The sequence below is a fragment of the Shinella sp. WSJ-2 genome (genome assembly GCF_003432075.1).
Classification (GTDB): domain Bacteria; phylum Pseudomonadota; class Alphaproteobacteria; order Rhizobiales; family Rhizobiaceae; genus Shinella.
The window spans coordinates 26,430-52,312 of the sequence record NZ_QWBU01000010.1; the positions used below are offsets into that span (position 1 = coordinate 26,430).

Sequence of the window (25,883 nt, forward strand, 5' to 3'; positions counted from 1 at the left end):
TTTTCAGGCTGTAACGAATGTGCAAGGGATTTGCTCCATGGTGTCGGCGGGGGCCGTGAGTGTGCATGATTGGGACAAGGTTTGGTCATGGGACTTGACGAAACGTCTGAACTGCATGTCTATGCCGATCCGGCGTGGCGAGCGGCCGGTTCTTGCCTCGTGTCTATGAAGACGCGGTCAACAGGAAATGCAGTGTGATGATCGGAATTGAAGACGTGAATGGGCCGCGCAGGGCGTTGAGCGTATTTACGCGTATTCTTGCGGCCGGTACGGTGTTGACGCTGGCCGGTTGCGTGGTCCCGAATGACGGACCGCTGACCCAGGAAGTGCTTTCCGCCGGCGCAGGCGGCAAGACCTACGAAATTCCCCAGACCAAGCTCATCTTCGACGTCGTCGATATCGACCAGCGCGTCGCCAATGGCGTCAATGCCGGCGTTCGCCAGGGCTTGTCCAGCACCTTCGGCTTCGGTGGCGGCGGCAGCACGCCGGTCATCGGTGTCGGCGACCGTCTGGAAGTCACGATTTTCGAAGCAGGTCCCGATGGCCTCTTCTCGACCGTCGAGCGTAAGTCGACGACGATCCCTGTCGTTGTGCAGCCGGATGGTCATGGCCAGATTCCGTATGTCGGATCCGTGCGTTTCGCCGGTATGACCATCGATTCAGCCCGCGCGACGATCGTCGATGCGCTTAAAGCGAAGGCGGTCGAGCCCGACGTCATCGTAGCTATGGCGGACAACGCGTCGCGCACTGTTTCGGTGCAGGGCGATGTGAACAAATCGACGATCGTGCCGCTCGGCCTGAACGGCGTTCACCTCAGCGAGGTGATCGCCATGGCGGGCGGCGCGTCAAAGCAGCCTTACGACACCTATGTCAGCCTGAAGCGCGGTGGTCGCTCGCGCTCGGTTCTGCTGCAGACGGTCATCGACAATCCGAAGGAAGACATCTACGTCAAGCCGGACGATCAGATCTACGTCAGCTACGACCCGCAGACCTTCTCGGCGCTGGGCCAGACGGAGAAGAGCGGCAAGATTCCGTTCAACGCCGCCAAGCTCAGCCTCGTCGAGGCCGCAGCGCTTGCCGGCGGCGGCAATATCGCGACGGCTGACCCCAAGGGCTATTTCGTCTTCCGTTACGAAAACGAAAACGTCTATCGCAGCGTTGTCGGCGACGATCGCTTCCGTGATCTGATCTCGCGCGGCATGGCACCGGATGGTGAAGGCCGTTATCCGATCGTCTATCGCCTCGATCTCGGCGCGACGCAGAGCTACATCATTGCGCAGAACTTCCCCGTGCGGAACAAGGACGTGATCTATCTTTCGCGGCATGTCGCAACGGATCTGGCGAAGTTCCTGAGTATTCTTTCCAGCGGGTCCAGCGCAGCCTATAATATTCAACGCACTGCCAGGGCGCTCTAAACGCGTTGTGCTGCCATCCGCAGTGTCGAAAACGCTGCGGATGGCCGGTGGTAGGCGTTCGATCGATAGGGAGCTGGATGGTCGGGCGGGCACGCAAAACCTATGCGCTTCTTTCGCATGGCCTCTGGCGACAGCGGAACGATATTGCGCGTTTGCTTGACGCTGATATTGTCGCATGGCCCTTTGTTCTTACCAACAGGATCGATGGTTTCATCGGTTGGGGGCGGCGGCCGTCTGGCATGCGTGCCGTTCAGCTTGCCAAGCGGTTCGGCAAGGAGATCCTTACGCTTGAGGATGGCTTCCTGCGGGGCTTTGCACCGGGGCAGGCCGAACCAAGCCACTCCTATGTGATCGACCGGCAGGGTATCTATTTCGAGACACGGCATCCAAACGATCTCGAAAACCTGCTGGCGCAGCCACAGACGGATCCATTGGCGCTGGAGCGGGCACGTCGTCTGATGGCGTGGCTGCGGGAGGAGCGCCTCTCCAAATACAACAACAGTCCACTCGTAACCCCGGCAGTCGCCGGTGTGCCGCAGGGCCGCCCGTTCGTGCTCCTCGTCGATCAGGTCGCAGGTGACGCCTCCATTGCCGGTGCTGGTGCTGATGCCGAACGTTTCCAGCTTATGCTGGAGCATGCCGCCGCGTCCAATCCGGACAAGACGCTTGTCGTGCGCACCCATCCAGCTGCCGGCGAAAAAAGCCTGCTGCGCCAAGCTGCAGCGGCGCTTGGTTTGGCAATCGTTGTGCCCGAGCGCATGAACCCCTGGCCTTTGCTGGAAGAGGCCGACGGCGTCTATACCGTGTCGAGCCAGCTCGGCTTCGAAGCGCTAATGGCCGGCCGTCCGGTTCATTGCTTTGGCTCCACCTATTATTCCGGCCGGGGTCTGACGGAGGATCACGGGGAACTCAATGTGGCTAAGGGGCCGGCCTCTCTGGAGCAAGTTTTTCACGCGGCCTTTCTTGATTACACGCGCTATCTGGACCTGCATACAAGGCAGCTTTGTTCTGCGGAATGCGCCATCGAGCAGGCGATCACCCTACGCAACCAACGCTCCCGTTTGACACGCAAGGTGTTTACAGCCGGGTTCTCGCCATGGAAGCGCCGCGCCATGACGCCGTTCCTGAAGGGCATGGCGGGGGATCCCGTTCACCTGCGCTCCATGGAGGCCGCCGTGCGGGCCGCACAGGCTGCGGGTGGTATCGTGGCCGTGTGGGGCAGTGACAAGCCCTTGCCCGATACGGCGCCGGCGATCCGCCTCGAGGATGGCTTCATCCGTTCGAAGGGGCTCGGCGTGGCGTTGACGCTTCCTTCCTCCATCGCCATCGATGACGATCATGTCTACTATGACGCACGCGGCGCGAGCCGCCTCGAAACCCTGATCGAGGAAGGCGTGTTTGACGAGCGCCTGTTGGCCCGCGCACGCAGCCTCGCCCGCCTTTTGATCGAGCGCGGTGTCTCGAAGTATAATCTTGGCACCGCTGCAAACTTGCCTGTCGTGGCTGAGGGGCGGATGAAGATCCTCATTCCAGGTCAGGTGGAGAAGGATGCCTCCATCCGCTACGGGTCGCCCGAAGTACGATCCAATGCCGCCCTCGTCACGGCAGTGCGGCAGCTCTATCCCGATGCCTTCATCGTTTACAAGATGCACCCCGATGTGGTCTCCGGTGTGCGGGGCGGCGGCGATGCGCCGAGTGATGCGGACCGAATCGCCTTGGATGGTGACGTCCTTCAGTGGATCGCCTGGGCTGATCGTGTGGAGACCATGACGTCGCTGACCGGGTTTGAAGCGCTTCTGCGCGGCAAAATGGTCGGAGTGCATGGCATGCCGTTTTATGCCGGCTGGGGCCTCACCGAAGACCGCCTTGCTATCCCGCGCCGGCGGCGCAGGATCGATTTCGACATGCTCGTGGCTGCGAGCCTCATTCTCTATCCGCTCTATGTGCATCCTCTAAGCGGTCTTCCATGCCGGCCGGAAGACCTTGTCACGGAGATTTCCGGTGGCGCCACGAAAAAGTCCGGTCCGTTGGGCATGCTTTTTTTAGGTGCGGCGCAACAAATAAACCGGTTGGGGGTCTTGTTGCGCGACTCCCGGTTGCGGTAGTATAGCAACCATAAGGTGGAGATGTCGTGCCGATTGGATCATGGGGATTGTTGCCCGTCCACATCGCATGGGGGATTTTTGGGGAAGCGCGGCTGATGCAATTGCTAAAGAGGCAGCTTTGTGCCATGACGGATGCTTCTAGCATCATTCCGAGTTGAGCCAGCCTGTCATGACTGAGCAGCATGATAAAGATTTGAAGGCCGGTCGATTTGAGTCCGATAGTGCTTCATCAATTGGCTCGCGCCTGATAAATCTTTCATTGCGTCGCAAATTTTCGAAGCGTTTCCCTTCGAAAAGTGCGCCGCGTGTGCTTTTGTTGCAGGGGCCGGTCGGCCCGTTCTTCCGGAAAGTGCAAAATCTTCTCAATCAAAACGGCTTCGAAGCTTGGCGCGTTTGCTTCAATGCTGGCGACCGGCTTTTTGCGCGTGGTAGCCAGAATCTACATTTTTCGGGTACCGCGGACGCTTGGCGTGAATGGTTCACGGAGATTGTCGGCGAACACGGTTTCGATTATGTTGTTCTTTTCGGCTGCGAGCGTGAAATCCACAAGATTGCGCGCGAGCAATGTGTTGTGCTCGGCGTTCCGGTTCTCTGTCTTGAAGAGGGCTATATTCGTCCCGGTTTCGTGACGATGGAATTGGGTGGTAACAACTGGCGCTCTCCTATCATGGGCAAGCTGCCGGAAGAGGGTGACTCCGACGCTCTCGTCGAGCGGCCGAAGGGGGTAAGCTACCCTTCTTCATTCGGTGCAATGGCAACCTATGCCTATACTTATTTCGCCGTTCGGGGTGTGTTTTCTAAGCTGAGCGAGCGCAAGCTTTTTCACAAGCCTAAGCGTTCATTCGTCCGGGAGATGTTTTACTGGATCAAGAACTACTATCGAAAGTTCAGCAATCTCGGCCGAAACTACCGCAGCATGGAGCGCTTGCTTGAGCATCATGACAAACGTTACTATCTGGTACCGTTGCAGGTTCATGACGACGGTCAGCTTGGTGCTGCTGCGAGCGGTTGGAGCAATCAGAAACTCATTCTGAAATCGATCGTATCCTTTGCGCGGAATGCGCCGGCGGCGTGCCAGCTTGTGTTCAAGATTCATCCCATGGAACGCGGGCATAGCCAAGATAGCCAATTCATCCGCCAAGTGAGCGTTCTTAATAATGTTGCGGACCGTGTTCATATCCTTGATGGCGGCTCACTAGGACTTCTGACCCGGCATTCTGCCGGTATGGTTACGATCAACAGCACATCCGGCCTGTCTGCTTTGCTGCATGGTGTTCCACTTGCTGTCCTGGGACAAGCTTTTTACCGTCATCCAAATCTCGCCTTTTGTGTAAAGAAAGGCATTGAGCTTGATCAGTTCTGGTCATCCGGTCATGTGGCTCCAGCGAGCCTTCGTCGCGAGTATCTGAATTGGATCACCCGGAAGTGTTTGCAGCCTGGTGATTTTTACGCTTATGAGGGAATGGAGGTCGCTGCGAGTTCGCTTCTGGCAAAGCTTCGCGAGCTTGATGAAGTGTCAGGATCAGTGAGTCAGCTGCGTTTGCAGGCTGATGTCGTTGACTACACATCCGAGCGCTTTCGCGCTGCTCAAAGAGCAAAAAACTGATTCCTTTGTGATAAATAAAAGAATAGGCCATTAGGCCGATTTTGATCGCGCCGCAGTAGAGCGCAGAATTTCCTCATGGACCTGAATAGCCTCTTCAATATCATTGAAGAACGTCAGTTGGCCGTTGTGCATCACGCCGCCTATGTCGCAGAACGAGCGGAGCAAGCCGGCAGAGTGTGAAACGAGCAAGAGGGAGGCATTTTCTCGTCGCTGCTCGAAGACTTCCTTACATTTCTTCTTGAACGTGGAGTCACCAACGGCAATTACCTCATCGATCAGAAAATACTCGAACTCGATCGCCATGCAAATGCCGAACGCAAGCCGCGCCTTCATGCCGGCGGAGTAGGTCTTGACCGGCATATCCAGATAAGGCCCCAGTTCCGAAAACTCCGTGACGAAATCGAGCACTTTGTTGCGCGGCTTGCCGTAGATATCGGCAATGAAGCGGGTGTTCTGGGCGCCTGTGAGCTTGCCATGAACGCCGCCATTGAAACCTAGAGGCCAAGAGATCCTGCCTTCACGCAGAATACGTCCGGAATCCGGCATTTCACTACCAGAAATCATCCGCATCATGGTGGATTTGCCCGCGCCGTTTCTGCCGAGGATGCCGATATTGATGCCCGGAGGAAAGGTCGCGGTGAAGCTTTCAAGGATAGTCTTCTTGCCACCGTCAGGGCGAGGGTAGGCCTTACTGACCTTATCAAAGATAATCATGAGCTGATGATTCTTCTACGAAAGATACGCTCAAGGCTCAGGGCAGTTGCAAGCAAACCGGTAGAAAGGCCAAGCAGGTATTCCTTGCTGAGCAGCGGGTTGTAATCGAGATAGGTCGACGTCCGGAACCACTCGACGCAGTGCACGAACGGGTTCCACCAAAGAATGGCCTGAAATTCTGGCGGCGTTTCAGTCGGCAAGAAGAAAACCCCCGACATCAGCATTAGTGGCATGTTCAGTACGTTGAGAAATGTATCATAGCGAGGAACAAGACCGCTGACCGTGGCATTAAAAGCAGCAAAGGCAAGCGCAAAATACAGAATCGCCAGCAGGCATTCGGCGAATTGGGCGGGATAGACGATAACCGAGCGGTCCATTGTGAGGGAAAGCCCTCCCATGAACAACCAGCAGATAATGAGCCAGATCGTCGTTTCGGTGAGGAACGTGGCGATGATGGTATCCAGCGGACGGACAAGTGGATACGTCAACATCGGCTGATTGCTGATGATCCCCCGTTCTGACTTGCGTGCAATGCCGCGTGTCATTCGAAAACCGAAAATACCGGTGAGAACGAAAAGAATCGCATTATCGCCGAAGGGAATCCGAGTGCCCATCGACGCGTGGATGGCGAGATAGATGCCAACATAGGCCATGGGCTCTAGCAGAACCCATATGAAGCCAATGCGACTTTCGCCGAAGCGCGTCACTGCGCTCCTCACGACAAGCGCGGCGATAACCCGCATGTTCTCGTTAAGGGCATAAGCAAAACTTTTTTCAGTTGCTATCTTCATCGTACCGCTCGGTTTCAGGCGCCGTCAGATCGCATGATCCTTGACGGAGCGGAAGACGAAGTAGCCGATGAGCCAGAAGCCGAATGAAGCCAAGAAAACAATACCCGTGTTCAGGACGCTGAACGGATAAAGGGCAACTTCCGGTTCGCGTGGCGGCACATAGACGGCGAAATACCGTTCCTGCTTCTGCGCCTCCTGCATGGATGTTTCCAGCGCAGCGAGGGAGGCCGTATAGGCTTTCACCGCAAACTCCTGCTCGACGCCGAGTTCGGAGAAACGACTGATCATCTGAGGCAAAGCGTTAGACGTATCGGCGCCCGCGCGCGTCCTTTTGCCATCATCAGGCTGGCCTTTTGCCTCACCGGTAAGGCGCTTTTTCTGCTCGACCAATTGCGCTTCCAGCGCGCTGATATTGCGTTCGATCACCCTGGCAGAAGGCGCATCGCTACTGACAGTATCGACGAGTGCCTTATAGCGTGTGCGAAGGTTTGCCAGTTCCTGCTCGAGCGAACTGATGATTGTCGCTTCCATCGTTGCAACCGCCGTCGGATCGACCGCCTGCTCGGTTATCTGCAACTCAGTCATCTGCTTGCGAATGTTGCGTAATCTTTCTTCGGAGCGCGCCACCTGCTGGTTTGCAGCCTCGACGACCTGCTGGCGCGACTTCTCCGATAGAGCGTTCACAAGATGCTCAGAAACCGATAGGATAGACTGAGCAATCTGCTTGGCGTCACTCGGCGAGAACGCGAAAACGCGCATCGTCACGTTTCCGGTGGTGGCGTTATAGCTGACATTCACCATGTTGCGCCAGTAATCGCGGAACTCATCCAGCGAACGCGTTCCGTTCTCGCGATAGAGGAAATCGATAGTTGGGCGGGAATATACCGTCCGAATATCGACGCCTGTCTGTGACTTTATATCGGGTAGAATCTGGGCGGAATGAATGTAATCGGCCACGATATAAGAATCCCCAGATTGCGCTCCCCCGCCGACTAAGGCTGGCAATCCCAGTGCACCGAGAGAGGCCTGCCCGGCGCCGCGAACTGAAAATTGCGTTTCAACGACATATTGTGGGCTGGCGATGAAGGCGAAGTAAAGCGCGGTCAGGATCGTGGGGATCGCCACGACGAGGCCGAAGGAAATCGGCGTCCATGGGAGCTGACGCTTCCGCTTCGGCATTTCAGGCAGCGTCAGAATGGTCTTGACGATATCGGCTGCTTTACGCGCGCGCGCGCCAAGCTCTTCTTCGTCATCTGCGAGCGCAACCGCGGGGCGCTTTGCCGGAGGCGCCTTTTTCAGAGGCACGACTTTTTTGTCGCTGGCGCGCTGTTGCGCGCGCTGCTTGGCGATATCAAGCAGGCTGCTGGCTCCAGTGGCGACGTGGGGCTGGGCTTCCGCCGGCTCGGGGGTCTTTTCTTCTTTCACGTCGAACCACTCTTTCCTGAGAAAACGGTTAGTCGCCTAAATGCTTGTCTTCGGCAGATTATTCGAAATAACCTTTACAGACAACAAAAATGCCGTGGGCTATGCCGCAGAGCAGCCCTGCAATCAAGGTTTTTTCGCATTTGTGTCCTCTCAAACGCGTGCTTTCTCCTCAAGCAATCGGGTTATTTTATGACCCGCCGGCCTTGCGCCAGTCGGCACCGGAGGCGATGAAATTCGGGTTGGCGAAGTCGGTGTCGTGGAGTTGGTTGCGTTTGCCATAAGCAAGCGAGGCGCCATCGAGGGTGCGGGTTTGGCCTCCAGCGGCGCGCAGCACGGCGTCACCTGCGGCGGTATCCCATTCCATGGTGCGGCTAAAGCGGGGATAGACGTCGGCTAGACCTTCGGCGACGAGGCAGAACTTCAGCGAGGAGCCGATCGCGGTGCAGGCTTCGACGCCGTGATCATCCAGGAAGCGGGCGGTCTCGGGCGTGTCGTGCGAGCGGCTCGCGACGGCGGTCAGCGCCTTGCCGCGGCCGCGACAGCCGATATCCTGACGGTTGGCGAGGGTGTGACCATCTGCCACGGTGAAGCGTTCGGCACGGCCATCAACGGCAATGAAGCCGGAGGCCAGCGCCGGGGCATAAACGATACCGGCGATTGGTGCGTCCGATTCGATCAGGGCGATGTTGACGGTGAACTCGTTGCGGCCGGCGACAAACTCCTTGGTGCCATCGAGAGGGTCCACGAGGAAGAACAGGCCGCCGGAAATGTCAGGCACCCGGCCGGCGGCAACCGCCTCTTCGGCAACGACTGGAATATCGGGAAAATACCGGGCAAGCGCCTCGAGAATCACGCTCTCGGCTTCCTCATCCGCTTGTGTCACAGGAGAGCTGTCGGGCTTGAAGTGCACATCGGGGCCGGTATTGTGAACGGCCATGATGGCACGGCCTGCGGCGAGCGCGGCACTTTCCATCACGCGTTTCAGCTCTGTTGCCTTTGCCTGCATCGTTTCCGGCCTTTCTGCTTCTGGCTTAGCCGCGGCGTTGCCGGAAAGCAAATACTGCATGTGGAAACCGCGCGGGACTTTCGCCATGGTCTTGCCGTTTGTGCTGCATATGCGAATGTGGCGCGACTGATCTGGGATATCTCATGCGTTACTCTGCCCTTTCGATCCTGAAACAAGCCTTTGCCGGAAATCTCGGCTGGAAGCCGGTCTGGCGGGAGCCGGAGCCGAAGGCGCATTACGATGTAATCATCGTCGGTGGCGGCGGGCATGGTCTCGCGACAGCCTATTATCTCGCTAAGGAATTCGGCATCCGCAATGTCGCGGTCATCGAGAAGGGCTATCTCGGCTCCGGCAATGTCGGCCGCAACACGACGATCGTGCGGTCGAACTACATGCTGCCGGGTAACGAGCCCTTCTACGAGTTCTCGCTGAAACTCTGGGAGGGCCTGGAGCAGGGCCTTAACTACAATGTGATGCTGTCGCAGCGCGGCATCATCAGCCTCTTTCATAATGACGGTCAGCGCGATCATTATATCCGCCGCGGCAACGCCATGATGATGGAGGGGGTTGCGGCAGAGCTTCTCGACCGCGAAACGCTGAAGGGCATGCTGCCCTTCCTGAATTTCGAGCACGGACGCTTCCCGATCATCGGCGGCCTGTTGCAGCGCCGGGCGGGAACCGCACGGCATGATGCCGTCGCCTGGGGTTTCGCACGCGGGGCCGACCGGCTGGGCGTCGATCTTATCCAGAACTGCGAAGTCACCGGCATCCGCCGAGAGAACGGCGTCGTCACCGGCGTCGAAACGACGAAGGGCTTCATCGGCTGCAACAAGCTGGCGCTGGCGGCGGCGGGCAATTCCTCGCGCGTCGCAGAGATGGCGGGGCTGAAGCTGCCGCTGGAAAGCCATGTGCTGCAGGCCTTCGTGACGGAGGGCCTGAAGCCTTGCATCGATCACGTCATCACCTATGGCGCGGGACATTTCTATATCTCGCAGTCGGACAAGGGCGGGCTGGTCTTCGGCGCGGAGATCGACGGCTATTCCTCCTATGCGCAGCGCGGCAACCTTGCGACGGCCGAGCATGTGATGGAGGAGGGGGTGACGATGATCCCCGGTCTTTCTCGCGTGCGGGTGCTGCGCAGCTGGGGCGGGGTCATGGACATGTCGATGGATGGCTCGCCGATTATCGACCGGACGTCCATCGAAAATCTCTATCTCAATTGCGGTTGGTGCTACGGCGGCTTCAAGGCGACACCGGCCTCCGGCTTCTGCTTCGCGCATCTCCTGGCCAAGGGCGAGAGCCACCATGTGGCGCGCGCGCTGCGGCTCGATCGTTTCGAGCGCGGCTTCCCCATCGACGAGGCGGGTGCCGGCACCCAGCCCAACCTGCATTGAGCTGAACCATGGCAAGCCTGATTTCCTGCCCGCATTGCGGCACGCGCCCCAAGGAAGAGTTTTTCATCCGCGGGGATGCCACGCCCGTTCGCCCGGCGCTGATGGCGGCCGAGGAGGTGTGGCATGACTATGTGCATCTGCGCGCCAATCCGCGCGGCCGCATTCGCGAGCATTGGCAGCATGTTGCCGGCTGCCGGCGCTGGCTGGTGGTGGAGCGGGACAACTTTACCCATGAGGTGTTCGGCGTCACCGATGCGGCCAAGGCCGGGGAGGGCGCACGATGACCGCCTATCGCCTTGCCTCCGGCGGTCTTGTCGATCGCAGCCATGGCATCCGTTTCACCTTCGATGGCGCGACCCTCACGGGCCATGCCGGCGATACGCTGGCTTCGGCCTTGCTGGCCAATGACACGCTGCTTGTCGGCCGCAGCTTCAAATATCATCGCCCGCGCGGCATCGTGACCGCTGGCCCCTCCGAGCCGAACGGGCTGGTGACGATCGGCAGCGGCGTGCGGCGCGATCCGAATACCAGGGCGACGGTTGCCGAGCTCTACGACGGTCTGGAGGCTCGCAGCCAGAACCGTTGGCCGAGCCTTGCCTATGACATCGGCGCCGTGAACAACTTGATGTCGCGGTTCCTCTCGGCCGGGTTCTACTACAAGACCTTCATGTGGCCGGCCGCCTTCTGGGAAAAGGTCTATGAACCGCTGATCCGCCGCGCCGCCGGCCTCGGCCGCACCGACCTGCCGCGCGATCCTGACAGCTACGAGAAGAGCTGGGCGCATTGTGACCTGCTCGTCGTCGGCTCCGGCCCGGCGGGCCTGTCAGCGGCGCTCGTCGCAGCTCGTTCGGGTCTGCGTGTCATCCTTGCCGAGCAGGATTTCGTTTTTGGCGGTGCGCTGCTTTCTGAGGCGATGCCCATCGGCGGCGAGCCGGCCTATGTCTTCGCCCGCCGCGTGGTCGAGGAACTGCAAAGCAGCCCCAATGTCACGCTCCTGCCGCGCACCACGGTATTCGGCTGGTACGACGACAATGTTTTCGGCGCAGTCGAGCGCGTCCAGAAGGGCGTCGCCGTCGTCGATGCGACAAAGCCTGTCGAGCGGATGTGGCGCATCGTGGCGAAACACGCGATCCTTGCGACCGGGGCCGAGGAGCGGCCGCTGGTGTTCGGCGGCAATGATCGGCCGGGCATTCTCACGGCAAGTGCGGTCAGCACCTATGCCAACCGGTTCGGCGTCGCGGCCGGCGAGTCCGTCACCGTTTTCACCAATGGCGCGTCCGGGTATCGTACGGCACGCGATCTGGCGGCACAGGGCGTCGAGATCGCGGCGCTGATCGATAGCCGCCCGGCATCTGGGGATATTGCACCTGCCGGTGTGCGCCTGCTACGCGGCGGCGCGATCGTCGATACGAAGGGCCGCCACCGCGTGCGCGCCGTCGTCGCCGATCGCGGCGGTTTCGAAGAGCTGATCGCCTGTGATGCGGTCGCTATGTCCGGCGGCTGGAGCCCGGTCATCCATCTCGCCTGCCAGCGCGGCGGCAAGCCGGTCTGGTCGGAGGCGCTTCAGGCGTTCATGGCACCCGATGTTGGCTCAGGGCTTGTTATGGCCGGCGCTGCGGCGGGGCACTATCTGCTTTCCGAATGTTTTGACGACGGTGCGCGCAAGGCTTCGGCCGTTGTGGAAGCGGTCGGCCGGTCGGTGTCCGGTGTCGAACAGCCCGTAATCGGCGAGGAAGCCGACCCATCCTTCACGGCGCTCTGGCACGTGCCGGGCGCGAAATCCAAGGCCTTTGTCGATTTCCAGAACGACGTGCACACCAAGGACCTGGGCCTTGCCGTGCGCGAGGGCTTTGGCCATGTCGAGCATGCCAAGCGCTATACGACGGGCGGCATGGCGACGGACCAGGGCAAGCTCGGCAATATCAACGCCATCGGCATTCTCGCGGGCATGCGCGGGGTCAGCCCCGCTGAAGTCGGCACCACAACCTTCCGTCCGTTCTACACGCCGGTGTCCTTCGGGGCGATGGCCGGCGCATCGATCGGCGAACATGCCATGCCCACCCGCCGCTCGCCGTTGCATGGCTGGGCGGCGCGCAACGGCGCGGTCTTCATCGATGCTGGCTTGTGGTATCGCTCCTCCTGGTTCCCGAAGGCCGTTGAGAAGAGCTGGCGCGAGAGCGTCGATCGCGAAGTGCGCAACGTGCGCGAAAACGCGGGCCTGTGCGATGTCTCGACGCTCGGCAAGATCGAAGTGTTTGGACCCGATGCGGCCGAATTCCTCAACCGGCTCTACTGCAATCCCGTGCTGAAACTGCCCGTCGGCAAGGCCCGCTACGGCCTGATGCTGCGCGAGGACGGCATGGTCTATGACGACGGCACCGTAAGCCGGCTCGGCGACGAGCATTTCTTCGTCACCACCACGACGGCGATGGCCTCCGGCGTGCTCTCGCACATGGAATTCGCCGCGCAGGTGCTGTGGCCGGATTTGCGCGTGCGCTTCCTCTCCGTCTCCGACCAGTGGGCGCAGATGTCGATCGCCGGGCCGAAGGCGCGCACCATCCTGCAGGCCGTGGTCGAGGACGACATTTCCAACGCATCCTTCCCGTTCCTGGCGGCGCGCGAGGTGCGGCTGAAGGGTAATCTCAAGGCGCGGCTGTTCCGCATCTCATTTTCGGGGGAGCTTGCCTATGAGCTGGCGGTACCGGCCGGACATGGCGAAGCGGTGGCCGATGCGCTGATGCGGGCCGGCGCCTCGCACGGTATCTGCGCGTATGGCGTGGAGACGCTGAATGTGCTGCGCCTCGAAAAGGGCCATGTCACCCATGCCGAACTCGACGGGCGCGTGACACCCGACGACGCCGGCCTTGGCCGTATGATGGGCACGAGCAAGGCTGATTTCATCGGCAAGCGCCTCTCCACTCGCTTCGGCCTGACGGCGGCGGACCGGATGCAACTGGTCGGCCTTAAATCGGTGGAGCCGGAGAAGGACATGCGGGCCGGCGCGCATCTCTTGAAGGATGGCGTCAAGCCCTCGACGATCAATGACCAGGGCTGGGTCAGCTCCACCTGTTTCTCGCCGACGCTCGGCGGTCACATCGCGCTGGCCTTCCTGAAATCCGGCCGCGAACGCTATGGCGAGAAAATCGTGGTCTGGGATCAGCTGCGCGGCGTGGAGACCTTTGCCGAGGTCTGCGATCCCGTCTTCGTCGATCCCGAAAACACCAAGCTGATGGCGTGAGGTAGAGGCGATGGCTTACGAATATCAGGCGGTGCATGCCCTCGACGGAACGATCGGCGCGATTGCCGAGCGGCGGGCGAATCATCTCTCCGTGCATCGCACGACGGCCGTCGCCATGGTGCTCGCTGTTCCCGGCCAAACGGCCGAGGCCGCCGGCATTCTTTTGTCGAGCGGTGAGTTCGAGGCGCGCTTCTCCGGTCCCGGTGAATGGCTCGTCCTGTCGGAGGTGCATGCGCCGGAAACGCTGGCCGCCGAGCTTTCCGTCCGGCTCGGCGATTTCGCCTTCGTCGTCGATCAGAGCCATGGCCGGGTCGTACTGACCTTGTCGGGGCCGGATGCCGCCCGCATCCTTGCAAACGGCATTGCGGTCGATCTGCATGCGGATGCCTTCCCGGTCGGGCGCGCGGCGAATGTGCTGTGCAGCCATCTTTCGATCAACCTTGCCCGTACCGGAAACGAGAGTTTCGACCTCGTGGTGATGCGCAGCTTCGCCGAGGCTCTGGTCGATGATCTCAAGGTGATGGCGCGTAGCCACGACCTGTCCGTGGATTTCGCGACGCGCTGACGACGGTCCGCGCGCCGCTGCCCGACATCCAAAATCGACAAAGCGACATGAGGTTTCGCACCACGGGCTTGTGAGGCCTCCGGGGGACAAAATAGGCTGTGCTTCTTCTGCAGCACGAAGTTCCCTTTAACCCGCCAAGCCGGAGTTTTTCATGAAGAGCCATGCAAGGGTCGTCGTCATCGGGGGCGGCGTCGTCGGCTGTTCCGTCCTGTATCACCTCACCAAATTCGGCTGGACCGATGTCGTGCTCGTCGAACGCTCGGAACTGACCTCCGGCTCGACCTGGCACGCCGCCGGGGGCATGCACACGATCAACGGCGATCCCAACGTCGCCAAGCTGCAGAAATACACGGTGGAGCTCTACAAGGAGATCCAGGACTATTCCGGCCAGGATATCGGCCTGCACATGACGTCGGGCATGATGCTCGCGTCGACCAAGGACCGTTTCGACTGGATGAAGTCGATCCTTGCCAAGGGCCGTTACATGGGGCTGGACGCGCATCTGCTGACGCCGAAGGAAGCGCACGACCTGATGCCGCTGCTCGACCCCGACCAGTTTGTCGGTGCGGTGTTCGATCCCGTCGAAGGCCATCTCGATCCCTACGGCACGACGCATGCCTACGCGAAATCGGCCAAGAAGAACGGCGCGGACATCTATCTGCACACCAAGGTGGAAGACCTCGTGCAGCGCGAGGACGGCAGCTGGCGCGTCATCACCAATAAGGGCGAGATCATCGCCGAGCATGTCGTCAATTGCGGCGGCCTCTGGGCGCGCGAGGTCGGCCGCATGGTCGGTCTTGAACTGCCGGTTCTGGCCATGGAACACATGTATCTCATCACCGAGGACATGCCGGAGGTGATCGAGTTCAACCAGACGCGTGGCAAGGAACTGATGCACTGCGTCGACTTCGACGGGGAAATCTATCTCCGCCAGGAGCGCAACGGCATGCTGATGGGCACCTATGAAAAGGCCTGCCGTCCCTGGTCGCCGCTCAACACGCCCTGGGATTTCGGCCACGAACTGCTTGCAGAAGACATCGAGCGCATCACGCCGGAGCTGGAAGTCGGTTTCCGCCACTTCCCGGCCTTCAACAAGGCAGGCATCAAGAAGGTCATCAACGGCCCCTTCACCTTCTCGCCGGATGGCAATCCGCTCGTCGGCCCGGTGCGCGGCATGACGAATTTCTGGTCGGCCTGCGCGGTCATGGCCGGTTTCAGCCAGGGCGGCGGCGTGGGGCTGGCGCTCGCCAACTGGATGATCAACGGCGATCCCGGTTTCGACGTCTTCGCCATGGATGTCGCGCGCTATGGTGATTTCGCGACACTCGGCTACACCAATGCCAAGGTGCGCGAAAACTATTCCCGCCGCTTCTCCATCCGCTATCCGAACGAGGAGCTGCCGGGCGGACGCCCGCTGCTGACCACGCCGATCTATGACAAGCTCAAGGCCGCCGGTGCTGTCTTCGGCGCCTCCTACGGTCTCGAAGCGCCGCTGTGGTTCGCGCCCGAGGGCGTCGAGGATCATTTCTCCTGGCGCCGCTCGACGGATTTCGACACGGTCGGCGCGGAGGCCAAGGCCGTGCGTGAAAGCGTCGGACTGATGGAGACGTCGGGCTTTGCGAAATATGCGGTGAAGGGCAGGGGTGCCGAAGCCTGGCTCGACCGGCTGCTGACCTGTCGCATTCCGGCGATCGGCCGCATGACGCTCGCGCCTATGCTGAAGGACGACGGCAAGCTGATCGGCGATTTCACGCTGGCCAAGCTCGGCGAGGGCGATTTCCTGCTCATCGGCTCCGGCATCGCGGAAGACTACCACATGCGCTGGTTCGAGAGCCACTTGCCGGACGATGGCTCGGTGGCGCTCGAAGCGCTGAACCTGTCGCTCGTCGGCCTTGCCATTGCCGGTCCGAAGGCGCGCGATGTGCTGCAGAAGCTGACACATCAGGACCTGTCCACGTCGGCCTTTGGCTTCATGGATGTGCGCCGCATGGATCTCGGCATGGCGCCGGCCATTGTCGGGCGCGTCAGCTATACCGGCGATCTCGGCTATGAAATCTGGATGAAGCCGCAATACCAGCGCTATCTCTATGACCTCATCCTCGATGCCGGTGCTGAATTCGGCATCCGCCTCTTCGGGCTGCGTGCCTTGAATGCGCTGCGGCTCGAAAAATCCTATGGCAGCTGGTCGCGCGAATATCGCCCGCTCTACGGCCCGCTGGAGGCCGGGCTGGAACGTTTCGTCGCGCTGCGCAAGGAGGCCGACTTCATTGGCAAGGAAGCGGCCAAAGCGGAACGCGAGACTGGCGGCTTGTTGCGTCTGCGCACCTTCATCCTCGAGGCGAAGGATGCGGATGTGATCGGCGACGAGCCGATCTATCTCGATGGCGAAGTGCGCGGCTGGGTGACGTCGGGCGGCTATGCCCATGCGTCAGGCCTTTCGGTCGCCGTCGGCTATGTGCCAAAGGAGATCGCGGACGTTGCGGCCGGATGGTCGATCGAACTTCTGGGCGAGGTGCTTCCGGCGCGTCTTCAGGCCGAACCTTTGTTCGATCCCTCGGGCGCGAAAATGCGCGCCTGATTGTCCCGTAACGTGAGGCGGCGATGTCCCAGATTGGGACGGCGCCGTTTTCGCGCTTTGTGCATCATTTTGCGCAAAGACGCCGATTTTCCTGCCGATTTTTTGGTTTCCGTGGCGTTAATTACGTCATTTAACGCTTCTTACTAAAGAAATTGTCGATCGGGGCTTTTTGGGCTTCCCTTTTGTATCGAAAGCGGTATGGAATCCCCCTTGTCTAAACAAGCTCAAAAATGAGCGTCAAGAACAAGAGATGCGGCCCTCAGGAACCGCATCCGGGGGATTATATATGGAGTATTTCATCCAGCAGCTCGTCAACGGGCTGACGCTTGGATCTATTTATGGTTTGATAGCCATCGGCTACACCATGGTTTACGGCATCATCGGCATGATCAATTTCGCCCACGGCGATATCTTCATGCTGGGTGGATTTGCCGCTCTCATCACCTTCCTTCTTCTGACCAGCGTCTTCGCCGGCCTTCCGGTCGTGCTGCTGCTTCTGGTCATGATCGCCGCGGCGATGCTTACCGCATCGCTGTGGAACTGGACGATCGAGAAGGTGGCCTACCGGCCGCTGCGCGGATCCTTCCGGCTTGCGCCGCTGATCACCGCGATCGGCATGTCGATTGCGCTGTCGAACTTCATCCAGGTGACCCAGGGTCCGCGCAACAAGCCGATCCCGCCGCTGGTCTCCTCGGTCTATAACGTCTTCGGCATCGCGATCTCGCTCAAGCAGCTGATCATCATGGTGCTGACGGTCGTGCTGCTCACGGTCTTCTGGTACATCGTCAACAAGACCTCGCTCGGCCGTGCCCAGCGCGCCACCGAACAGGACCGCAAGATGGCGGCGCTGCTCGGTATCGACGTTGACCGCACGATCTCCGTGACCTTTATCATGGGCGCATCGCTGGCGGCCGTCGCCGGCACCATGTACCTGATGTATTACGGCGTGACCGTCTTCACCGACGGCTTCATTCCGGGCGTCAAGGCTTTCACGGCCGCGGTTCTGGGCGGCATCGGCTCGCTTCCGGGTGCCGTTCTCGGTGGCCTTCTCATCGGCCTCATCGAGAGCCTGTGGTCCGCCTACTTCACCATCGACTACAAGGACGTCGCGACGTTCTCCATCCTCGCCATCGTCCTGATCTTCAAGCCGTCCGGTATTCTCGGACGACCGGAAGTCGAGAAGGTTTGATCATGTCCAACATTTCGAACACCAATGAGAGCGCCGGCGGTAACCTGACGGCGCGGGCTCTGCGCGAGGGCATTTTTGCCGGCATCATCGCGCTCGGCCTCTTCGTCCTCTTCGTCGGTCTCGAGACCACGCAGAACATCCGCAACGAACTCGTGCTGAACCAGCGCTGGGGTCTGCTGGCGATCTTCGTGATCATCGCCGCCGTCGGCCGCTTCCTGACCGTCGCCTATTTCCAGCCCTCGATGGCCGCCCGCAAGGCCGCGGCGTCGAAGGTAGCAGCCGATACGGAAGAAAGCTTTTTCAAGCGCAATTTCAGCAAGATCGCGATTGTAGCACTGCTGATCTATCCGCCGCTGATGGTCATGCTCTTCGGCGTGCAGGGCTCGCTGAAATGGGTCGACAACTTCGGTATCCAGATCCTCATCTATGTAATGCTGGCCTGGGGTCTGAACATCGTCGTCGGCCTTGCCGGTCTGCTCGACCTCGGTTACGTCGCCTTCTACGCGGTCGGCGCCTATTCCTACGCATTGCTATCGCAGCAGTTCGGCTTCTCCTTCTGGGTGCTTCTGCCGCTCGCCGGCATCCTGGCCGCTTTCTGGGGCATGATCCTCGGCTTCCCGGTGTTGCGTCTGAAGGGCGACTACCTCGCCATCGTGACGCTCGCCTTCGGGGAAATCATCCGCCTCGTGCTGATCAACTGGACGGAAGTGACCAAGGGCACGTTCGGCGTCTCGGGCATTCCGAAGGCCTCGATCTTCGGTATCTGGTCTTTCGACGTCAGCGCGCCGAACAACTTCGCCAAGGCCTTCGGTCTGCCGATGTCGTCGGCCTATTACAAGATCTTCCTCTTCTATCTCATCCTGGCGCTGGCTCTGCTCACCGCCTATGTGACGATCCGCCTGCGCCGCATGCCGATCGGCCGTGCCTGGGAAGCGCTGCGTGAAGACGAGATCGCCTGCCGTTCGCTCGGCATCAATACGGTCACGACCAAGCTGACGGCGTTCGCCATCGGCGCGATGTTCGGCGGCTTTGCCGGCTCCTTCTTCGCCGTGCGCCAGGGCTTCGTCTCGCCGGAGAGCTTCGTCTTCCTGGAATCGGCGATCATTCTCGCCATCGTGGTTCTCGGCGGCATGGGTTCGCTCGTCGGTATCGCCGTTGCGGCGGCGGTGATGGTCGGCGGCACGGAGCTCCTGCGCGAGATGACCTTCCTGAAGGCGGTCTTCGGACCGGACTTCACGCCGGAACTCTACCGCATGCTGATCTTCGGTCTGGCGATGGTCGTCGTCATGGTCTGGAAGCCGCGCGGCTTCGTCGGAAGCCGTGAACCGACCGCCTTCCTTCGGGAGCGCAAGTCCGTCTCCGGCAGCTTCACCAAGGAAGGGCACGGCTGATGGCGCCCGAGACGAAGATAGCGACGAATACGATGACGAACGATCCCATCCTGAAAGTCGAGCATCTCTCGATGCGCTTCGGTGGTCTTATGGCCATCAACGACCTCTCCTTCGAAGCCCATCGCGGCGATATCACCGCGCTGATCGGCCCGAACGGTGCTGGCAAGACCACGGTGTTCAACTGTGTAACCGGCTTCTACAAGCCGACCATGGGCATGATCACGATGCGTCAGAAGGCGGGCAAGGAGTTCCTGCTGGAACGCATGACCGACTTCGAGGTCAACCGCGATGCCAAGGTGGCGCGCACCTTCCAGAACATCCGGCTCTTCTCGGGTCTGACGGTTCTCGAAAACCTGCTCGTCGCCCAGCACAATGCGCTGATGAAAGCCTCCGGCTACACGATCCTCGGCCTGCTCGGCCTGCCCACTTACAAGAAGGCAGCAGCAGAATCGATCGATATCGCCAAGTACTGGCTAGAGAAGGCGAACCTCATCGAGCGTGCCGACGACCCGGCCGGGGATCTGCCTTATGGTGCGCAGCGACGTCTCGAAATCGCCCGCGCCATGTGTACGGGACCGGAATTTCTGTGCCTCGACGAACCGGCCGCCGGCCTCAATCCGCGTGAATCGGCAGCACTCAATGATCTGCTCCGCTCGATCCGCAACGACAGCGGCACGTCGATCCTGCTTATCGAGCATGACATGTCGGTCGTCATGGAGATTTCCGATCATGTGGTCGTGCTCGAATACGGGCAGAAGATCTCCGACGGCACGCCAGACCATGTGAAGAACGATCCGAAGGTTATCGCGGCCTATCTCGGTGTTGAAGATGATGAGGTCGAAGAGGTGATCGAGGAGATCGAGGTGATCGCGGAAAACGACGGCACGCAGGGGGGCTCGCACTGATGAGCGATACACTTCTCAGCGTTCAGGGCGTGGAAACCTATTATGGCAACATCCGCGCGCTCGCCGGCGTCAATGTCGAGGTCAAGAAGGGCGAGATCGTCTCGCTGATCGGTGCCAACGGTGCCGGCAAGTCGACCTTGATGATGACGGTCTGCGGCAGCCCGCAGGCCCGCACCGGCTCGATCATTTTCGATGGCGAGGACATCACCCGCCTGCCGACGCATCTTATTGCGCGCCGTCGCATCGCGCAGTCGCCCGAAGGGCGCCGCATCTTTCCGCGCATGACGGTCTATGAAAACCTCCAGATGGGCGCGAGCCTCGACAATCTGAAGTATTTCAACGAGGACGTGGAAAAGATCTTCACGCTCTTCCCGCGGCTCAAGGAACGCCAGTCTCAGCGCGGCGGCACGCTTTCGGGCGGCGAGCAGCAGATGCTGTCAATCGGCCGCGCGCTGATGGCGCGTCCCAAGTTGCTGCTTCTCGACGAACCGTCGTTGGGCCTCGCGCCGCTGATCATCAAGCAGATCTTCGACGCCATCAAGGTTTTGAACGAGGAACAGGGGCTAACGGTGTTCCTTGTCGAGCAGAACGCCTTTGCCGCGCTCAAGCTCTCCCATCGGGCGTATGTGATGGTCAACGGCCAGGTGACGATGAGCGGTTCGGGCAAGGAGCTTCTGGCCAATCCGGAAGTGCGCGCCGCCTACCTGGAAGGCGGACGCCACTAAGGCGGTCGAGAGGAGAAGAAAATGCAGGGAATTCTCTACGAAGAACCGTCCATCTGGCAGTTCCTCTTCATCACCGTGATCATGGGTGGTTGGACCGCCTGGCGCACGGGCAAGAGTGTTGCGGACGGTTGGCAGAACTACGGAACGCTTGTTGTCTACGTCCTTCTTCTGGGCGCTGCTATCCGTTTCGTGCACCACGCGCTGTTCCACGGCACCATGCTCACGCCACAGTACTATGTCGTGGACACCGTCGTGCTTTTGTTGTTTGCTACGCTCGGCTATCGCTATTACCGTACGCGGCAAATGACGAATAACTACTACTGGCTCTATGAAAAGGCCTCGCCCTTTTCCTGGAAGTCCAAGTAACCAGAGGGAACGCCGCGACCGGTTGTCGGCCGCGGTCTAAAGATACCGGCGCAATGAATGTGGGTGTTGCGACCGGTTGAAACGAACCCGCAATCAAATTTGGGAGTAATAATATGAAGAAGTCTCTCATGTCGGCTGTTGCTTTGGCTGCAATGGTCGCTTTCAGCGGCAGCGCCTGGGCCGACATCCTGATCGGCGTCGGTGGCCCGATCACCGGCCCGAACGCTGCCTTCGGCGCACAGCTGCAGAAGGGTGCCGAGCAGGCTGCTGCCGACATCAACGCAGCCGGCGGCATCAACGGCGAGCAGATCAAGATTGTGCTCGGCGACGACGTCTCCGACCCGAAGCAGGGCGTTTCGGTCGCCAACAAGTTCGTCGCTGACGGCGTCAAGTTTGTCGTCGGTCACTTCAACTCGGGCGTCTCCATCCCGGCATCGGAAATCTACGCTGAAAACGGCATCCTGCAGATCACGCCGGCGTCCACGAACCCGACCTACACGGAACGCGGCCTGTGGAACACCTTCCGTACCTGCGGCCGTGACGACCAGCAGGGCGCCGTAGCAGGCTCCTTCATCGCTGCCAACTTCAAGGACGCCAAGGTTGCTGTCGTTCACGACAAGACCCCGTATGGCCAGGGCCTTGCCGACGAAACCAAGAAGGCAATGAACGAAGCCGGCATCACCGAAGCGCTTTACGAAGGCGTCAACATCGGCGACAAGGACTTCTCCGCTCTCATCGCCAAGATGAAGGAAGCCGGCGTTTCCGTCGTCTACTGGGGCGGTCTGCACACCGAGTTCGGCCTGATGGAACGCCAGGCTGCCGACCAGGGCCTGAAGGCAACCTTCATGTCGGGTGACGGTATCGTTTCGAACGAACTGGCTTCGATCGCCGGCGACGCCGTCGACGGTACGCTGATGACCTTCGCTCCGGATCCGCGCAAGAACGAAGCTGCAAAGGAACTCGTCGAAAAGTTCCGCGCGTCGGGCTTCGAGCCGGAAGCCTACACGCTGTACTCCTACGCTGCTGTTCAGGTTATTGCTGAAGGCGCCAAGGCTGCCGGCGGCGTAGACCCGCAGGCCGTTGCCGAAGCCATCAAGGCGAAGGGTCCGTTCAAGACCGCTATCGGCGAACTCGGCTTCGACGAAAAGGGCGACATCACCCGTCCTGACTACGTGATGTACACCTGGAAGAAGGGTGACGACGGTAAGTACACCTACGTCGAAAACCAGTAATAGGTTTTTCACGGAACGGGCGGCGCATGCACGCCGCCCGACCGAATTGCCTCAAGCCCGGCCGCCGTGCCGGGCTTTTTCTTTGGTGGGATAGGGTGAAAACCGTGTCCCCTTCATTTACCGCTTGCCTAACCGCGCCGGCATGTCGAAAGTCGGAGGAGGCGAGGCGCGTTGCTGGAACACCCTTCCTGAAGCGCGCTCCTGTAAACCGACCGGGGGAGACCATGCTTGAGCTTCGACCCAACTGCGAATGCTGCGACCGCGACCTGCCGCCGGAAAGCCCGGACGCGCTGATCTGCACGTTCGAATGCACCTTCTGCGCCGATTGCGTTGAGGCGGTGCTGGGCGGCACCTGCCCGAACTGCGGCGGCGATTTCGTGCGCCGGCCGGTGCGGCCGGCAGCACTGCTTGTGAAATATCCGGCCTCGACCCGGCGCGTGCTCAAGGCCGAAGGCTGCAGGCCGGCGGAAGCGGCGTGAGGGCAGGACATGATATCAAACCGTTTCTCCGGCGTTTTCCTCGCCGCCTTTCTCGCCTCGGCATCGCTTTGCGCCGCTGAGGACATCGATTGCGAAAATGCCCAAACGCAGATGGACATGAACATCTGCGCCGATAAGGACTACCAGCAGGCCGACAAGGCGCTGAACGTCGCCTACAAGAAGGCTGTTGCCGCTGCGCGCGAGATGGATGACAACGTCAAGGACATGGGTGAGGCTTATGTCGGCGCGGTTGATGCGTTGAAGCGCGCCCAGCGGGCCTGGATCGGCTATCGCGATGGCCAGTGCGAATTCGCCGGTTTCGAGGCGCGCGGCGGGTCCATGGAACCGATGCTGGTCTCCGGTTGCCTAGCCGATCTCACGCGCAAGCGGACCGATGAGTTGAAGGCCGTTTACGAACAACAGAACTGAGGGACGCCCGGTGTCGCGCAGGATTGCCATCGTCGGGAACGGCGTCATTCCGGATGGCTTGGCGGGGTTGATAGACGGCGCCGATCTGGTGATCCGCTTCAACGGCTGCCGCTCGGCCGGGCGTGGCGGCTGGAAGACCGATATCATTGCCGCCTGCAACACCGGTCGCCCGGCCCTGGAGATGCTGGCCGGCGGGCGCTGGAAGTCAAGCCGGACCGTGCGGCAGGCGAAAGAAATCTGGTGCGTGCGTACGGCTTCGGTTTTTGCCGCCATGCGGGCGCCGCTTGCCTTAAGCCATCCCGATCTCGACGATTTCTGCGACGACTATACGGAGGGCTTCGCGACATTCGCCCGCGTCACGGGGCGTGTGCTGAAAGTCGTCCCTGCGGCGGTGCACCACGCCGTCGATGCCGAACTCGCTGCCTTCGATCCGTCGCCCTATGTTGTGCCGAGTTCGGGGTTGATTGTGATTGCCCACGTGCTTGCCAACATCGCCACGCCCGACGACCGCGTCTGCCTCGCCGGCTTCGGCCATGAGGGCTGGCAGTGGCACCCCTTTGCCGCCGAGCGGCGCTGGACGGAGTCGCAAATCGCCAGGCGCCGGCTTGACCGTTTCGATGCTCTCCGGTGACGCCCGCGGGGATCGACGTTTCAAAACGGGACGATTAAACTTCTATCGATTGCTTTAGCCGTCTCTGAAAGAAAAGGTCCTATGGTCCCTCCGTACATTATGGAGAGATCGATGCGTGGCAGGCTGGCCCTTTGGCTGAGGGCACAGATAGATTTGGGCGGCTTCGAAACGAACGCCGATATCTGGACGTTCGTGCTGAACGCCGTTCTGGTTGCGACGGCGCTGGCGACTGCGACCTATCTGATGTTTGCCGCGATCCTCGCGAATTTCGGTCTTTTGCCCTATCCGTTCGGTACCGCGCTCGGCTTCGGCGGGTCGACCACCATCCTCATTGCTGCCAGTGTCACGGCGCTTTTGGCTTGGCTGATCGGCACGGCCGTCCATGAACTCTCCTTGTCACGGGCGGCATTCGAGCGGTTGAGCCGGCTCGACCCGCTGTCAGGCCTTCTCAATCGGCGTGCCTTTTCAGAGATGGTGGAGACGAAGGTTAATGGCTTCTTGGTGCTGTTCGATATCGACCGTTTCAAGCTGGTCAACGACAGGCATGGCCATGCGGTTGGCGATTCGGTGATCGTTGCTGTAGCGGAAGAGCTGAAGCGGGTTTTCGAGCCAGCCCACCTCGTCAGCCGGTTCGGGGGCGAGGAGTTTGCCGTGCTGATTTCCAGCGATGATCGCGGCGATTGCTCCCTGCTGGTGGAGGAGGCTCGCCGCTCGGTGGGCGCGCGCCGTATCCAGACCGGCGGGAGGCCGGTCGCTGTCACTCTCTCTGTCGGCATTGCCGACCATGGGGCGGCGCGCGCGTTCGAGGCTACATTCGAAGCGGCAGATCGGGCGCTTTATCTCGCAAAGTCGTTCGGACGCGACCGGACGATCCATGAAGACGAGAGCGACGAGCTGCTGGCGCCAAGCCGCCGCGTTGCCGCCGGCGGCGGTCGCCGCCGCGCATAACGGCCCGCTTTAAACCCGGCGAAGCGCTTCCGGGTCGTTGATATGGACGAGGCGGCCGCGAACATTGACGCCGTAGCCGCGCAGCATGGAGAAAGCGCGGGAGAGGGCTTCCGGCGCAAGCCCCAATTTGCCGGCAAGCAGGCTCTTCTGGTAGGGCAACCGGAAGCTTGCCGGCTTGCCCTCGACGATGCAATGGGCGAGCAGGAAACGCGCCACGCGCTGCGGGGCGGTATGTAGCCGGTCGTTGGCGAGGCTTGCAAAGGCTTTTGCGAGCTGGGCGGAAAGCGCGTGGGTGAGCGCCACGGCGAGGTCCGGCCGGCGGTTTGCGATGTCGCGCACACGCTTCAGGTCGAATCGGGCAATCAGTGCGGGTTCGGCAGCCTGGGCCGTCGCGGTGTAGCGACCGCCGTCAAGCACGACGCTGGCGCCGATGAGGTCACCGGGGCCGTAGAGTTCAACATCGGCCTCGCGGCCGTCGGGATCGAGCTTGTAGACGCGGACATAGCCCGACAGTACACAATGCAGGAGGTCGGCGGGCTCACCCTCGCGGAAAAGGATCTGGCGCGCCGGCAGGTTGCCGATCACCGCAATCTCCATCATCGCTGCGACGCTTTCCACGCCGAGCGCCGCCAGAAGGCCGGAATTCAGAAGGGTTTCCCGTTCCCGTATACCGGGTTTCATCAGCCTGTTCATCGATCTCACTCCGCGCTCCCGCAGGCATTCCTTGCTCTTTAATGGGAGAACGATAGTC

Annotated in this window: 23 protein-coding genes; 18 read left to right on the forward strand and 5 right to left on the reverse strand. The window is 60.6% G+C overall.

Annotated elements, in window-relative coordinates; genetic code table 11:
- The first annotated feature begins 197 nt into the window (after positions 1-197).
- The 3 genes from D0Y60_RS19220 (at position 198) to D0Y60_RS19230 (ending at position 5,126) form a co-directional block, all read left to right on the forward strand.
- Positions 198-1,415: a polysaccharide biosynthesis/export family protein gene (locus D0Y60_RS19220; RefSeq protein ID WP_117371580.1), complete on the forward strand. Its 1,218-nt coding sequence runs from the start codon at positions 198-200 to the stop codon at positions 1,413-1,415.
- Positions 1,416-1,492: 77 nt separating this feature from the next.
- Positions 1,493-3,520, forward strand: coding sequence for a capsular polysaccharide biosynthesis protein (locus tag D0Y60_RS19225; RefSeq protein WP_117371581.1), 2,028 nt, complete (start codon positions 1,493-1,495; stop codon positions 3,518-3,520).
- A gap of 169 nt (positions 3,521-3,689) precedes the next feature.
- Positions 3,690-5,126: a capsular biosynthesis protein gene (locus D0Y60_RS19230; RefSeq protein ID WP_117371582.1), complete on the forward strand. Its 1,437-nt coding sequence runs from the start codon at positions 3,690-3,692 to the stop codon at positions 5,124-5,126.
- A 30-nt stretch (positions 5,127-5,156) separates the two neighbouring features.
- On the opposite strand, the gene D0Y60_RS19235 is transcribed toward D0Y60_RS19230, so the two are convergent.
- From D0Y60_RS19235 to cysQ, 4 genes are all read right to left on the reverse strand, one after another.
- The gene (locus tag D0Y60_RS19235; protein WP_117371583.1) at positions 5,157-5,840 is read right to left on the reverse strand and encodes an ABC transporter ATP-binding protein; all 684 of its coding nucleotides are present in this window, start codon (positions 5,838-5,840) and stop codon (positions 5,157-5,159) included.
- Positions 5,837-6,631 carry an ABC transporter permease gene (locus D0Y60_RS19240; RefSeq protein ID WP_117371584.1) on the reverse strand — a complete coding sequence of 265 codons (795 nt, stop codon included), beginning with the start codon at positions 6,629-6,631 and terminating at the stop codon, positions 5,837-5,839. The genes D0Y60_RS19235 and D0Y60_RS19240 overlap by 4 nt, the downstream gene beginning before the upstream one ends.
- Positions 6,632-6,655: 24 nt before the next feature.
- A complete protein-coding gene (locus tag D0Y60_RS19245) occupies positions 6,656-8,056 on the reverse strand; it encodes a hypothetical protein (RefSeq protein ID WP_117371585.1) in 1,401 nt (466 codons plus the stop codon).
- Between the two features lie 187 nt (positions 8,057-8,243).
- The gene (gene cysQ / locus D0Y60_RS19250) at positions 8,244-9,062 is read right to left on the reverse strand and encodes a 3'(2'),5'-bisphosphate nucleotidase CysQ (RefSeq protein WP_117371679.1); all 819 of its coding nucleotides are present in this window, start codon (positions 9,060-9,062) and stop codon (positions 8,244-8,246) included.
- A gap of 143 nt (positions 9,063-9,205) precedes the next feature.
- Between cysQ and D0Y60_RS19255 the strand changes: the two genes are divergently transcribed.
- The 15 genes from D0Y60_RS19255 to D0Y60_RS19325 all read left to right on the forward strand — a co-directional run bounded on the left by D0Y60_RS19255 (position 9,206) and on the right by D0Y60_RS19325 (position 25,132).
- The gene (locus D0Y60_RS19255; protein ID WP_117371586.1) at positions 9,206-10,456 is read left to right on the forward strand and encodes a sarcosine oxidase subunit beta family protein; all 1,251 of its coding nucleotides are present in this window, start codon (positions 9,206-9,208) and stop codon (positions 10,454-10,456) included.
- Between the two features lie 8 nt (positions 10,457-10,464).
- A complete protein-coding gene (locus tag D0Y60_RS19260; RefSeq protein ID WP_117371587.1) occupies positions 10,465-10,740 on the forward strand; it encodes a sarcosine oxidase subunit delta in 276 nt (91 codons plus the stop codon).
- Positions 10,737-13,694, forward strand: coding sequence for a sarcosine oxidase subunit alpha family protein (locus D0Y60_RS19265; RefSeq protein ID WP_117371588.1), 2,958 nt, complete (start codon positions 10,737-10,739; stop codon positions 13,692-13,694). The genes D0Y60_RS19260 and D0Y60_RS19265 overlap by 4 nt, the downstream gene beginning before the upstream one ends.
- A gap of 10 nt (positions 13,695-13,704) precedes the next feature.
- A complete protein-coding gene (locus D0Y60_RS19270) occupies positions 13,705-14,259 on the forward strand; it encodes a sarcosine oxidase subunit gamma family protein (RefSeq protein ID WP_245409237.1) in 555 nt (184 codons plus the stop codon).
- A gap of 151 nt (positions 14,260-14,410) precedes the next feature.
- Positions 14,411-16,837 carry an FAD-dependent oxidoreductase gene (locus D0Y60_RS19275; protein WP_117371589.1) on the forward strand — a complete coding sequence of 809 codons (2,427 nt, stop codon included), beginning with the start codon at positions 14,411-14,413 and terminating at the stop codon, positions 16,835-16,837.
- A 286-nt stretch (positions 16,838-17,123) separates the two neighbouring features.
- Positions 17,124-18,026 carry a branched-chain amino acid ABC transporter permease gene (locus tag D0Y60_RS19280; RefSeq protein ID WP_117371590.1) on the forward strand — a complete coding sequence of 301 codons (903 nt, stop codon included), beginning with the start codon at positions 17,124-17,126 and terminating at the stop codon, positions 18,024-18,026.
- Positions 18,027-18,028: 2 nt separating this feature from the next.
- Positions 18,029-19,417 carry a high-affinity branched-chain amino acid ABC transporter permease LivM gene (livM, locus tag D0Y60_RS19285; RefSeq protein ID WP_117371591.1) on the forward strand — a complete coding sequence of 463 codons (1,389 nt, stop codon included), beginning with the start codon at positions 18,029-18,031 and terminating at the stop codon, positions 19,415-19,417.
- Entirely contained in the window at positions 19,417-20,322 is a 906-nt protein-coding gene (locus tag D0Y60_RS19290) for an ABC transporter ATP-binding protein (RefSeq protein ID WP_117371592.1), read from the forward strand. Before livM ends, D0Y60_RS19290 begins: the two co-directional genes overlap by 1 nt.
- Complete coding sequence (locus D0Y60_RS19295) at positions 20,322-21,047, forward strand: ABC transporter ATP-binding protein (protein ID WP_199564235.1); 726 nt, start codon at positions 20,322-20,324, stop codon at positions 21,045-21,047. The genes D0Y60_RS19290 and D0Y60_RS19295 overlap by 1 nt, the downstream gene beginning before the upstream one ends.
- Positions 21,048-21,068: 21 nt before the next feature.
- Positions 21,069-21,413 carry a DUF6867 family protein gene (locus tag D0Y60_RS19300; protein ID WP_117371594.1) on the forward strand — a complete coding sequence of 115 codons (345 nt, stop codon included), beginning with the start codon at positions 21,069-21,071 and terminating at the stop codon, positions 21,411-21,413.
- A 113-nt stretch (positions 21,414-21,526) separates the two neighbouring features.
- Positions 21,527-22,645 (forward strand): branched-chain amino acid ABC transporter substrate-binding protein, encoded by a 1,119-nt coding sequence (locus D0Y60_RS19305; RefSeq protein ID WP_117371595.1) that lies wholly within the window; start codon positions 21,527-21,529, stop codon positions 22,643-22,645.
- Positions 22,646-22,869: 224 nt separating this feature from the next.
- Complete coding sequence (locus D0Y60_RS19310; protein WP_117371596.1) at positions 22,870-23,124, forward strand: DUF1272 domain-containing protein; 255 nt, start codon at positions 22,870-22,872, stop codon at positions 23,122-23,124.
- 9 nt (positions 23,125-23,133) lie between these two features.
- On the forward strand, positions 23,134-23,553 hold the full coding sequence (locus D0Y60_RS19315) for a lysozyme inhibitor LprI family protein (RefSeq protein ID WP_117371597.1): 420 nt from the start codon (positions 23,134-23,136) through the stop codon (positions 23,551-23,553).
- A 10-nt stretch (positions 23,554-23,563) separates the two neighbouring features.
- Entirely contained in the window at positions 23,564-24,184 is a 621-nt protein-coding gene (locus D0Y60_RS19320) for a Urease operon accessory protein (RefSeq protein ID WP_117371598.1), read from the forward strand.
- A gap of 111 nt (positions 24,185-24,295) precedes the next feature.
- Positions 24,296-25,132: a GGDEF domain-containing protein gene (locus tag D0Y60_RS19325; RefSeq protein ID WP_158565525.1), complete on the forward strand. Its 837-nt coding sequence runs from the start codon at positions 24,296-24,298 to the stop codon at positions 25,130-25,132.
- Positions 25,133-25,141: 9 nt separating this feature from the next.
- On the opposite strand, the gene D0Y60_RS19330 is transcribed toward D0Y60_RS19325, so the two are convergent.
- On the reverse strand, positions 25,142-25,825 hold the full coding sequence (locus tag D0Y60_RS19330) for a Crp/Fnr family transcriptional regulator (RefSeq protein ID WP_117371600.1): 684 nt from the start codon (positions 25,823-25,825) through the stop codon (positions 25,142-25,144).
- Positions 25,826-25,883 lie beyond the last annotated feature (58 nt).